Below are 11931 nucleotides of genomic sequence, written 5' to 3'. Positions count from 1 at the left end.
ATGTAACTCAAAGAGACACACCTAGCGATAACTATCCTGGCGGCGCCGGCGCAAGAGCACAGTAGGCATTTCGGTGGACAATTTCGTCGCCGTTCTCAGATTTCGCTCAGCACGCACCCAGGAGCCGGCGGATGCGGCGCACGCGGGGTCAGGCCGAGAACGAACGCCACACACCGGGCCCCGGATGCAGCGGCTCACGTAGCGCGCGCTGGCTCCGCTCCCACGCCGAAGGTGCGACGGGCGCCTCGTCGTGCAGCGCGTCGATCTCTTCCTCGACCGCGGCTTCGATGACCGCCGTCACGGCGGCCACCTCCTCGGGCGAGAGACCGGTGCTGAGCACACGGATCGAGGGCTCGACAGGGCCTAGGTCGGTCGTCTCGTTCACATCGACGAGGCTACATTAGAACTCTGCGACTACAGGGGGGAACAGGATGAGGAACACGCTCGTCTTCGCTGGGAGATACCTGGCCACCGTGCCGGTCAGCATCGCGTTCGCCGCGGTCGTGCTGGTCACCTCGCTGATCGCCGGAACGTTCTTCGGGGCCCCCTCGGAGACCACTCAGTACGCCTGGGCCGCGGGTGTCACCACGGTGATCGACATGGGCCACTGGTGGACGATCGTCACCGCCCTGTTCATTCCGTGGGATCCGTTCCAGCTGGTGGCCGGCATCCTGGCCTCCCTCGTGCTGCTGGGCGTCTCGGAGCGCCTGCTCGGACGCCGCCGGTTGATCCCCGTCTTCTTCGTCACCGGTCTGGTGGGCGTGGGGCTCGGCGTGCTGGTGCAGTGGATCGGCTCGCTCGCCGGCGAGTGGTGGGCCGACGGCACGAGCTACGACCTCACGATGGATCCGCTCACCCCGATCGTCGGCAGCCTGCTCGTGGCGAGCGCCTTCATGGGGCCGCTCTGGCGGCGCCGGGTGCGGTTGGTCACGTTCGGTCTGCTCATCATGTTCACCCTCTACGACGGTGACACCTCCACGGTCTACCGGCTGATCGCCGGCGTCGCCGGTCTGGTCATCGGCCACTTCCTCTCCCATCGACGCGGCCGCGGCCTCGTGCTGCTGCGCAGTTCGTTCGGCGAGGTGCGCGTGCTCATCGCCGCCATCGTGCTGATCACGGCCGTCGGGCCTCTGGTGTCGCTGCTGAACCCCGACGGCAGTGGCGCCTTCGGCCTGGCGGGCAGCTTCTACGGCGACATCTTCCCCTCCGCCGCCGACATCGACAGTTTCTGCTCCACGGCCACCTCCGCGGTGTGCGACGACTTCGAGCGGCTCTCCCAGCTCGGCGGGCTCGGCCCGATCGTGCTCACCTTCGTGCCGCTCGCGCTGCTGCTGGTGTCGGCGTGGGGTCTTCGCAAGGGCAGGCGCTTCGCGCTCTGGCTCGGCATCGTCACGAACCTCGCGATGATCGTGCTGGCCTTCGTCTTCCTCGGCCTCGTGCTCTCGTTCGCCGCCGGGGCCGGTGAGATCGACTCGGCGACGGATGCCGCGCTGCAGCCGATCGACATCGGCGAGTACATCGTCTGGGGTGGGTCGACCATCGCCGTGCCGCTCGCGGTCGCGATCCTGCTGTTCGCCGCGCGGCGCCGCTTCGCGCTGCGGGCGCCCCGCGAGGCGTTCATCCGCTTCGTGGTGTTCGTGGTGGCCTCCTACGCCGTGCTGTCGCTGGTGTATCTGGTGGCCTGCGGCATCCTGATCGGCTCGTTCAGCCCGGCCGGCACGACCGTGGTGGAGCTCGTGTTCGACCTTCCGCGGCGTTTCCTTCCGGTGACGATGGTGGGCGTCACCGGTGAGGCGCTGGTGCCCTCGGCGCCCGTCGCGCTGTTCCTGTTCCAGTGGATCGGTCCCGTGTTCTGGGCGCTGTTCACGTTCGGCTCGTTCCGGTTGATCGCCTCGACCGAGCAGTCGGTGCAGGTGGGCGACCACCAGCGCATCCGAGCGCTGCTCCGCCGCGGCGGAGGCGGAACGCTGGGCTGGATGACCACCTGGCCCGGCAACGTGTACTGGTTCTCGGCCGACGGCCAGGCCGCTGTGGCCTACCGGGTGATCAACGACGTGGCCATCACGATGTCCGATCCGGTGTGTGCGCCGGGCGACGAGGATGCGACGATCCGCGCGTTCGCGGCGTTCTGCGACTCGCGCAGCTGGGTGCCGGTGTTCTACAGCGTGCACGAGAACGTGATGCCGGTGTTCGCCGAGCTCGGCTGGCAGTCGATCCCCGTGGGGGAGGAGACGCTGATGCACCCGCAGTCGCTGGAGATGACCGGCAAGTCGTGGCAGAACGTGCGCTCCTCGCTCAACCGCGGGGTGCGTGAGGGCATGACGACGCTCTGGACCACCTACGACGAGCTCTCGCGCCCGATGATCGCGCAGATCAACGCCATCTCCGAGGCCTGGGTGTCGGAGAAGGAACTGCCCGAGATGGGCTTCACGCTCGGTGCGCTGGAGGAGATCAAGGATCCCGACGTGAAGCTGATGCTCGCGATCGACTCGGAAGGCCGGATCGCGGCGGTCACCAGCTGGCTGCCGATGTACCGCGACGGCGTGGCCGTGGGCTACACGCTGGACTTCATGCGCCGGGCCGACGAGTCGATGGGCGGCACCATGGAGTACCTGATCGCCTCATCGGCGCTGCACATGAAGGAGGAGGGCGTCGAGGTGCTGTCGCTGTCGGGCGCTCCGCTCGCGACGGCTCCCGCCGCGCCGGGCGCTCCTGCTCCCGAGCCGACCGTGATGACGGGCCTGCTGGAGTTCCTGGCGAAGACGCTGGAGCCCGCCTACGGCTTCTCGTCGCTGTTCAAGTTCAAGGCCAAGTTCAACCCCACCTACTCGACCATCTACATGGTCTACCCCGACGCGCTCGGCCTCCCGGCGATCGGCACCGCCATCGGCAAGGCCTACCTCCCCTCGATGTCGGCCAAGGAGACGGTGGCGCTCGTGCGCACCCTCGCCTCCCGCTGACGCCCGCCCTATCCAAAACGACGGCGTTTCTTCGCGACGCGCCTGCCAAACCCGGCTGGGTTGGGTGTGTCCCGAAGAAACTCCGTCGTTTTGGATGCGAGCAGGTTTCTGCCAGGAGGCTACAGCGGGATGTTGCCGTGCTTCTTGGGGGGCAGGCTCGCGCGCTTGGTCTTGAGGGCGCGCAGGGCCTTCGTGATCGCGACGCGGGTGGCCGCGGGCTCGATCACGCCGTCGAGCTCGCCGCGCTCCGCCGCCAGGAACGGCGACGCCACGTTGTAGGTGTACTCGTTCGCGAGCTTGGTGCGCACGGCCGCGACGTCCTCGCCCGCCTCCTCCGCGCGCTTGATCTCGCCGCGGTAGAGGATGTTCACGGCGCCCTGGCCGCCCATCACCGCGATCTCGGCGGTCGGCCAGGCGAGGTTGATGTCGGCACCCAGCTGCTTGGAGCCCATCACGATGTACGCGCCGCCGTAGGCCTTGCGGAGGATCACAGTGACCAGCGGCACGGTCGCCTCGGCGTAGGCGTAGAGCAGCTTGGCGCCGCGGCGGATGACGCCCGTCCACTCCTGGTCGGTGCCGGGCAGGTAGCCGGGCACGTCGACGAGGGTGAGGATCGGGATCGAGAACGCGTCGCAGAACCGCACGAAGCGGGAGGCCTTCTCGCCGGCCTCGATGTTGAGCGTGCCGGCCATCTGGCTGGGCTGGTTCGCCACGATGCCCACCGAACGCCCCTCGACGCGCGCGAAGCCCACCACGATGTTGGGGGCGTACAGCGGCTGCGTCTCGAGGAACTCGCCGCCGTCGACGAGGTGCTCGATCACGGTGTGCACGTCGTACGGCTGATTCGGCGAGTCGGGGATGATCGTGTTGAGCTTGCGGTCGGCATCCGTGATCTCGAGCTCCACCTCGGAGTCGTACACGGGCAGCTCGGCCAGGTTGTTCTGCGGCAGGAAGCTGAGCAGCGCGCGGGCGTAGTCGAGCGCGTCGTCCTCGTCGCTGGCCAGGTAGTGCGAGACGCCTGAGACGCTGTTGTGGGTGAGTGCTCCACCGAGCTCCTCCATGCCGACGTCTTCGCCGGTGACCGTCTTGATGACATCCGGGCCGGTGACGAACATCTGCGAGGTCTTGTCGACCATGATCACGAAGTCGGTGAGGGCGGGGGAGTACACCGCGCCGCCGGCCGCCGGGCCCATGATGATCGAGATCTGCGGGATGACGCCCGAGGCGGCCGTGTTGCGGCGGAAGATCTCGCCGTACTTGCCGAGCGCCACGACACCCTCCTGGATGCGGGCGCCGCCGGAGTCGAGCATGCCGATGATGGGGACGCCGGTCTTCAGGGCCAGATCCATCACCTTGATGATCTTCTCGCCGGCCACCTCGCCGAGCGACCCGCCGAAGATGGTGAAGTCCTGCGCGTAGACGGCGACCTGGCGGCCGTGGATGGTGCCGGTTCCCGTGACGACCGCGTCGCCGTAGGGGCGCGACTTGTCCATGCCGAAGGCGTGCGTGCGGTGGCGCACGAACTCGTCGATCTCGACGAAGGAGCCGTGGTCGAGCAGCTGCTCGATGCGCTCGCGCGCGGTCTTCTTGCCGCGCTTGTGCTGCTTCTCGATGGCGGCTTCGCCGCTCGCCGTCACGGCCTCGTGATAGCGGTTCTTCAGGTCGGCCAGCTTGCCCGCCGTGGTGTACATGTCGGGCTCGGTCGTCAGATCTTCACTCACGCCGTTCACTCTACCGGCCAGGGGTTGGGGCATCCGGTTGCCGAAACCCTACAAAAGCGCACGCCGAGCTTGTGACTGGGTAGCGTGTCGGCATGGACCTTCCGCTGTCTTCGGCCTTCACGCCCGCGCTGCACTGGCTCGATCAGGCGGGCTCGACCAACGAACTGCTGGCGCGCGAGGCGTCCGGTCCCTCGGCGGCCGACTGGCCCGATCTGTCGGTGGTGGTGACCGACGATCAGGTCGCGGGCAAGGGCCGCCTCGGCCGGGTGTGGAAGGCACCGGCGGGTCGTTGTCTGGCGATCTCGGTGCTGCTGCGGCCGGTCGGCGCCTCGGGTGCGCCGGTTCCGCTCGAGCGGTTCGGGATGCTCCCGCTGGTCGTCGGGGTCGCGATGGCACAGGCCGTGCGGTCGCTGGTGCCGGCATCCGTGGGGCCGTCGGTGGGCATCAAGTGGCCCAACGACGTGCTGATCGACGACCGCAAGGTGTGCGGCATCCTGGCCGAGCTGCTCCCGGGCGGGGGCGGGGTCGTGGTGGGCACGGGGCTGAACCTGTCGCTGACCGAGCAAGAGCTGCCGACGCCCCTGGCCACGTCGCTGGCGTTGGCGGGGGCTCCGGATGTCACGGCCGACGTGGTGCTGTCGGCGTACCTGCGTTCGCTCGGCGAGGTGTACCGGCAGTGGCTCGCGCACGACGGCGACCCGGAGGCGAGCGGGCTGCTCGCCGCGGCGACGGCCGCCTCGGCGACGCTCGGCCGGCCGGTGCGCGTCGAGCTGCCGGGGGAGGTGTTCCGCACGGGGGTCGCCCGCTCGCTGGACGCGACCGGGCGGCTTGTCGTCGACCTCGACGACTCGCCCGATCCGCTGGTCGTCTCCGCTGGCGACGTGACGCACCTGCGGCACCGCGACAGCCGCTGAACCCTGGCCTCGACCTCGAATGTGGCGCATCTCCGGGAGCGCGACAGCCCATACCGGGGTTAGCAGTGAAGAATGGGCAGCATGGCCAGGCGCAGGAATGTACCCACGGAGGACGAGGACTCGTTCACCGCGCTCCTGAACGGTGCCGAGCCCGTGACGCGAGGGCGGTCTCCGCGGGCCGATCCGGGTGATCAGGCGGCGACCGAGCGCTTCGGATGGGGTGCGGCGGCGGCCCCTGCTGCCCAGGCCGCGCCCGGGTCCGGCCCCGGCCCCGGCGCGACAGCGTCGCCCGGCGCACCCGCCCATCCCGGCTACGGCGGCTACACCACCGCGGTGGAGCCGGTGCCCGAGACCATCCTGCTGCGCACCCGCCCGCACGCGCGGCGGCTGACCATCCCCGTGCTCATCCTGTTCGCCACGGTGACGGCCCTCGGCTGGTTCGGCGGGCGGTTCCCGGAGGAGTGGCAGAACATCACGGCGCTCGCCGGGGCGGGAGCTCTGGTGTTCTTCGGTACGCTGCTGCCCTTCATCGCGTGGCTGGGTCACCGCTACACCATCACCTCGCGCCGCATCATCGCCCGTCGGGGCCTCTTCGTGGGCGACCGCCAAGACCTCTATCTGGCGCGCGTCACCGACATCCGTGTGCGCCGCACTCCGCTGCAGGCGGCGTTCGCCACCGGCAACGTGCGCGTAGTCGCCGGCCCCGACCTCACGGTCGTCCTGCACGACGTGCCCTCGGCGCGCTTGGTGGCCGAGCTGCTCGGCGACCTCACCGAGCACCCGGTGCCGCCGCTGCCGTACTCGTGAGTGGTTGTTCCTGACGATGGCGCGCCGGTGGTTTCGCGGCTGAGACTGTCCGGCTGTGTTAGCTGCCGGGGCGCCGGGCTTCGCTCGGCGTCCCGGGGCGGCGCCGGTCCCTGCCCGGCGCCGCGCGACATGTGAGCGCGCGGTCGGAGAACGCGGCCTGCGGTCGCATCCTCCGGCCACCCGCTCACCTTGGGTCATCGAGCAGGGCCTGAGACTTCGAGTGCTCGGCAGAAGCGCGGGTAAACTCCACGTGTGACTTTTGTTGTGGGCGTTGTGGGTGGCGGGCAGTTGGCCCGGATGATGGTTCCTCCGGCGATCGAGCTGGGGATCGAGATCCGGGTGCTCGCTGAGGGCGAGGGGATGTCGGCCGCGATCGCGGGGACAGCGGTGGGGGATTACACCGATCTCGAGACCGTGCGGGCGTTCGCGCGCGACGTCGACGTCGTGACGTTCGACCACGAGCACGTGCCTCAGGCCGTGCTGCGGGCGCTCGTCGAGGAGGGCGTGCGCGTGCATCCGGGCCCGGATGCTCTGCAGTTCGCCCAGGACAAGTTGCGGATGCGCGAACGGCTCGGCGAGCTCGGCATCCCGATGCCCGACTGGGCCCGGGTCGAGACGCCGGAGCAGCTCGACGCGTTCATCGCCGACCACGGCGGCCGGGCGGTCGTCAAGACCGCGCGCGGCGGCTACGACGGCAAGGGCGTGCGGGTCGTCGAATCCGCCGCTCAGGTGGAGGAGTGGTTCCAGGCGCTCGACGAAGACGGCCGCGGAGGCGCCCTGCTGGCAGAAGAACTGGTCGAGTTCCGCCGCGAGCTCGCGCAGCTGGTCGCCCGGCGGCCTAGCGGCGAGACCACGCTGTGGCCCGTCGTCGAGTCGATCCAGAAAAACGGCGTCTGTGCCGAGGTGATCGCCCCGGCTCCCGGTGCCGCCGGCGCCGTGGCCGAGATGGCAGCCCGCATCGGGCACACGATCGCCGAAGAACTGGGTGTCACCGGCGTGCTCGCCGTCGAGCTGTTCGAGACGACGGATGAGCGCATCCTGGTGAACGAGCTGGCGATGCGCCCGCACAACACCGGACACTGGACCATCGACGGCTCGACCACCAGCCAGTTCGAGCAGCACCTGCGGGCGGTTCTCGACCTGCCGCTGGGCGCCACCGGCTTCCGCGAGCCGTGGACCGTGATGATCAACATCCTCGGCGGACCCTCCGACGGTGACCTCGACGGGCCGGCGCGCGCCGCCCTGGAAGACCAGCCGACGGCGAAGCTGCACCTCTACGGCAAGACCGCCCGGCCCGGCCGCAAGATCGGGCACCTCACCGTGGCCGGCGACGAGCTCGACGACGTCGTGTTCCGCGCGCGTGCCGCTGCGGCGTTCTTCCAGAACTGACACTTACGCTAAGAGGCATGCCCTCAGATGCACCCGACATCCGGCCCCTCGTGGGCGTCGTCATGGGATCGGACTCCGACTTCACGGTCATGAGCGACGCCGTGCAGGTGCTGAACGACTTCGGTGTTCCCAGTGAGGTGCAGGTCGTCTCGGCGCACCGCACCCCCGAGAAGATGATCGCCTACGGCAAGTCGGCCCGGGAACGCGGCCTCAAGGTCATCATCGCCGGGGCCGGCGGCGCAGCGCACCTGCCGGGCATGCTCTCCTCCGTCACCACCCTCCCGGTCGTCGGCGTGCCGGTGCCGCTGGCCAAGCTCGACGGCCTCGACTCGCTGCTGTCGATCGTGCAGATGCCGGCCGGCATCCCGGTCGCCACCGTCTCCATCGGCGGCGCCAAGAACGCCGCGCTGATCGCCGTCAGCATCCTCTCCACCTCGGGTGACGCCGCAGGCGACGCCCTCGCCGACGCCCTCGACCGCTATCGTTCCGAGCTCGCCGAGCTCGTCGAGCAGAAGAACACGGACCTCCAAACCCGCCTATGACGACAACCGCCTCCTCCACAGCGAGCCCGATCCGGTATCCGGATGTCACCTCCTCCAAGGCCATGACGGTCAGGGGGTGGTGGCTCGTCGTGCTCAACCTGCTGATCCCGGGATCCGCCCAGGTGCTCGCCGGCAACCGCAAGCTCGGCCGCTTCGGCCTCTACTTCACCTTCGCGCTGTGGATCCTGGCCGTGCTCGGCCTCATCATCTACACGATTTGGCCGCAGGTGATCTTCTCGATCGCCACGAACCCGATTCCGCTCACCATCGCGCAGGGCGTGCTGATCGCCTACGCGGTGCTCTGGGTGGTGCTCACGCTGGACACCCTGCGTCTCGTGCGGCTGGTGCGCGTGGGGGATCGCGCCCGCCCGGCGCTCGCGGCGTTCTCGGTGGTGCTGCTGGTGCTCACCTCGGGAGGCGCGGCGGCAGCGGCGTACTACGCGAATGTGGCGCAGTCGGGCCTGAGCTCGGTGTTCAACGCGCAGGCCGCGGCCGAGCCCCCGGTCGACGGCCGCTACAACATCCTGCTGCTCGGCGGCGACGCCGGGCCCGACCGCGACGGCATGCGGCCCGACAGCATGACCGTGGTCTCCATCGAGGCCGACACGGGGCGGGCGACGATGGTGGGCATCCCGCGCGACCTGCAGGACGTGCCGCTGGCGGCGGACTCGCCCCTGATCGGCACCGACTACGCCCCCGACGGCAGCTACGACTGCGGCAGCGACTGCCAGATCAGCTTCCTCTACCCGCGCGTGATGGCCTTCGACCAGGACCTGTATCCGAACGCCGACGCCGAGGGCTCGAACCCCGGCGTCGAGGCGACGAAGGATGCCATCGAGGGCGCCCTCGGCATCACCATCCAGTACTACGTGATGATCGACATGCAGGGCTTCTCCGACCTCATCGACGCGCTCGGCGGCGTCGACATCAACGTCACCGAGGAGCTGCCGATGGGCGGTGACGAAGAGGGCAACGAGGTCGAGGGCATCATCTGGCCCGGCGAGCAGCACATGGACGGCTACACGGCCCTCTGGTACGCCCGCTCCCGCCACACCACGAGCGACTACGACCGGATGGAGCGCCAGCGCGAACTGCAGACGGCCATCCTGAAGCAGTTCCAGCCGGTGAACGTGCTCTCGAAGTTCCAGGACATCGTCTCGGCCGGCACCCAGGTCGTGCAGACCGACATCCCGCAGTCGACCCTCGCCTACTTCCTCGACCTGGCGCTCAAGACCAAGGACCTCCCGATCGACAACGTCGAGCTCACGCCCCCTCTGATCGACCCCGAGGCCCCCGACTGGGACCTCGTCCGAAGCACGGTCTCGAGCGCCCTAGTACTCTCCAACGCTACGAACTCACCTCAATAGCCAAACACGGTGGTACCTGCACGCACGCAACAGGCCGTACTCGACGACCCAAGGTGAGCGTGTGGCCGAGGGATGCGACCGCAGGCCGCGTCCCTCGACCGCGCGCTCACATGTCGCGCTGCGCCGGGCAGGGACCGGCGCAGCCCGGTCACGCCGAGCGAAGCCCGGCGCGACCGGCAACAAACACAGCAGGACCGCGGTCTACCCAGACACCACCAACGAACCCGACCCCACGGCCTACAGATCAGCGTGCAGCTGCCACACCTTGTCGGCGGAATCGCGCCACGAAAACGCCCGCGCCCGGTCGAGACCGGAGATCGACAGCCGCTGGCGCAACTTCGCGTCGGACACCACCGCGCCGATCGCCTCGGCGAGCTGCCCCGCATACGCGTCGGCCGTGGTGCGCTCCACCACGAAGGTGGATCCGGCGGCCACCTCGAGCAGGGCCGGCACATCCGCGTGGATGACCGGGGTGCCGAAGTTGAAGGCCTCGACGATCGGCAGGCCGAAGCCCTCCGCGAGGCTCGGGTAGACGAACGCGGTCGCGCGTTCCAGCAGCAGCGCCAGGTCGGAGTCGCTCACGAAGCCGAGCACGCGGATGCGCGACGCATCCACACCGGCCGCGCCGGCGACCGAGGCCACGTCGACCTCGCCCCAGCCTTCGGGGCCGGCGATCAGCAGCGGAAGGTCGCCGGTGGCCGGATGCGCGAGCGCCTGGATGAGCGCCGCGAGCCCCTTGCGCGGCTCGAGCGTGCCCACGGCCAGCAGGTACCGCTCGGGCAGGTCGAGCTCGAGGGCGCGCGCGGTGGGATCGGAGGGAAGCCGCAGCTCATCGCTCACCGCACCGCCGATGACCCGGATGCGGTCGCCGAAGTTGAGGTAGCGCGAGAGGTCTTCGGCCACGGCGTGCGTGGGCACCACGATCGCGTCGGCGTACTTCGCGGCGCGCTTCGCCATCGCCTTGTGCCAGCTGACGCCGCGGGGCGTGAGGGTCGACGGATGCGTCCACGGCACGACGTCGTGGATCGTCACGGCCGTCTGCGTGCCGAGATCCGATCGCCGGTCGTGCTTGCGCACGGGGGCGAGCAGGCTGGTGGCGTGCACCATGCCCTCGCCGGAGGTGCCGATGAGCCCGTGCTGCCAGGCGGCCGAGAGCTCACGGCGCGGGAGCGTGGCGCGGTGCAGCCCGGCGAGCCCGGGCAGCTTGGCGCTCACCTCGTCGGCCTTCTCCTGCGGCACGGCCGAGAGGATGCCCTCCACGTCGCAGCCGCGCGGCGCGGTGGCGACGAGTTGCTTCGTGAGCTCGAGCGTGTAGCGCCCGATACCGCCGGGAACGGGGGCCACCAGCTGATCGATGATCACCCGTAGCGTGGCCATTACTCTCCAAAAACTCCCGAGGTGGTCGCCTCATGCAGGGCTGTGCGCCAGGGGCGCATGGGCGGTAATCCTGCTCGGGACCACGCGTCGTGCCCGAGTACGGAGTACGCGGGACGCGGGGCAGGACGGACGAACTGCGAACTGTCCGTTGGACCGACTTTAGCAGGGTCCAATCCGGCTTCCTGAAAGGTTGCCTGGGCGAACTCGAACCAGGATGCCTGCCCGGAATTGGTGCCGTGATAGATGCCGGCCGGGGCATCCGAGTCGGCCAGCAGCACCAGCTGACGGGCCAGATCGGCGGTCCAGGTGGGCTGCCCGACCTGGTCGGCGACGACCGCGACGCTGTCGCGTTCGCGGCCGAGGCGCAGCATGGTGGCGGGGAAGTTCGCGCCGTGCCGGCCGTACAACCAGGCGGTGCGTACGACGTAGCCGCCGGCCGGGTTCAGGCCCAGAACGGCGGTCTCGCCGCCCGCCTTGGTGCGGCCGTAGGCGTTCAGCGGATCGCGCGGCTCGTCTTCGGGGTACGGCGAGGTGGCGTCGCCCTGGAACACGTAGTCGGTCGAGATCTGGAACAGCTTCGCTCCGGATGCGGCCGTCGCCTCCGCGAGGGTGGCGGGGCCGACCGCGTTCACCACACGGGCGGCGTCTTCGTCGGTCTCCGCCGCATCCACCGCGGTGTAGGCGGCGCAGTTGAACACGACGTCGATGCCCGAGACCGCAGCGGCCACGGCCGCCGGGTCGGTGATGTCGAGCTGAGCGCGGGTGAGGGCGACAACGTCGCGGCCCTCCAGGGCGTCCTGGAGGTCGCGGCCGAGCATGCCGGCGGCGCCGGTGATGAGGTAACGGGTCACGTC

The 11931-nt window shown here is 69.6% G+C and carries 10 protein-coding genes; 6 read left to right on the top strand and 4 right to left on the bottom strand.

The genetic code is table 11. The features are described from left to right. Window positions 1-148: 148 nt before the first annotated feature. Window positions 149-385 (bottom strand): acyl-CoA carboxylase subunit epsilon, encoded by a 237-nt coding sequence (locus tag Q0D75_RS00105; RefSeq protein WP_291047918.1) that lies wholly within the window; start codon window positions 383-385, stop codon window positions 149-151. 46 nt (window positions 386-431) lie between these two features. Between Q0D75_RS00105 and Q0D75_RS00100 the strand changes: the two genes are divergently transcribed. After that, complete coding sequence (locus tag Q0D75_RS00100; protein WP_291047915.1) at window positions 432-2960, top strand: phosphatidylglycerol lysyltransferase domain-containing protein; 2529 nt, start codon at window positions 432-434, stop codon at window positions 2958-2960. 119 nt (window positions 2961-3079) lie between these two features. Here the strand turns inward: Q0D75_RS00100 and Q0D75_RS00095 are convergent, their stop codons facing one another. Further along, window positions 3080-4714, bottom strand: coding sequence for an acyl-CoA carboxylase subunit beta (locus tag Q0D75_RS00095; protein ID WP_291047912.1), 1635 nt, complete (start codon window positions 4712-4714; stop codon window positions 3080-3082). Window positions 4715-4773: 59 nt separating this feature from the next. Between Q0D75_RS00095 and Q0D75_RS00090 the strand changes: the two genes are divergently transcribed. The 5 genes from Q0D75_RS00090 to Q0D75_RS00070 all read left to right on the top strand — a co-directional run bounded on the left by Q0D75_RS00090 (window position 4774) and on the right by Q0D75_RS00070 (window position 9700). Then, on the top strand, window positions 4774-5595 hold the full coding sequence (locus Q0D75_RS00090) for a biotin--[acetyl-CoA-carboxylase] ligase (protein WP_291047910.1): 822 nt from the start codon (window positions 4774-4776) through the stop codon (window positions 5593-5595). Window positions 5596-5676: 81 nt separating this feature from the next. After that, window positions 5677-6402 (top strand): PH domain-containing protein, encoded by a 726-nt coding sequence (locus tag Q0D75_RS00085; RefSeq protein ID WP_291047908.1) that lies wholly within the window; start codon window positions 5677-5679, stop codon window positions 6400-6402. A 252-nt stretch (window positions 6403-6654) separates the two neighbouring features. After that, window positions 6655-7791: a 5-(carboxyamino)imidazole ribonucleotide synthase gene (locus tag Q0D75_RS00080; protein ID WP_291047906.1), complete on the top strand. Its 1137-nt coding sequence runs from the start codon at window positions 6655-6657 to the stop codon at window positions 7789-7791. A 17-nt stretch (window positions 7792-7808) separates the two neighbouring features. Continuing rightward, window positions 7809-8333 carry a 5-(carboxyamino)imidazole ribonucleotide mutase gene (gene purE, locus Q0D75_RS00075; RefSeq protein WP_291047903.1) on the top strand — a complete coding sequence of 175 codons (525 nt, stop codon included), beginning with the start codon at window positions 7809-7811 and terminating at the stop codon, window positions 8331-8333. Continuing rightward, window positions 8330-9700, top strand: coding sequence for an LCP family protein (locus Q0D75_RS00070; protein ID WP_291047900.1), 1371 nt, complete (start codon window positions 8330-8332; stop codon window positions 9698-9700). The genes purE and Q0D75_RS00070 overlap by 4 nt, the downstream gene beginning before the upstream one ends. Window positions 9701-9937: 237 nt before the next feature. On the opposite strand, the gene Q0D75_RS00065 is transcribed toward Q0D75_RS00070, so the two are convergent. After that, a complete protein-coding gene (locus tag Q0D75_RS00065) occupies window positions 9938-11077 on the bottom strand; it encodes a glycosyltransferase family 1 protein (protein ID WP_291047897.1) in 1140 nt (379 codons plus the stop codon). After that, window positions 11077-11928, bottom strand: coding sequence for a dTDP-4-dehydrorhamnose reductase (gene rfbD, locus Q0D75_RS00060; RefSeq protein ID WP_291047895.1), 852 nt, complete (start codon window positions 11926-11928; stop codon window positions 11077-11079). Before rfbD ends, Q0D75_RS00065 begins: the two co-directional genes overlap by 1 nt. Window positions 11929-11931 lie beyond the last annotated feature (3 nt).

It is taken from the genome of Herbiconiux sp., assembly GCF_023264855.1.
Classification (GTDB): Bacteria; Actinomycetota; Actinomycetes; order Actinomycetales; family Microbacteriaceae; genus Herbiconiux.
The sequence above is the reverse complement of the archived record's forward strand: the minus strand, read 5'-3'. Positions and strand labels throughout refer to the sequence as shown.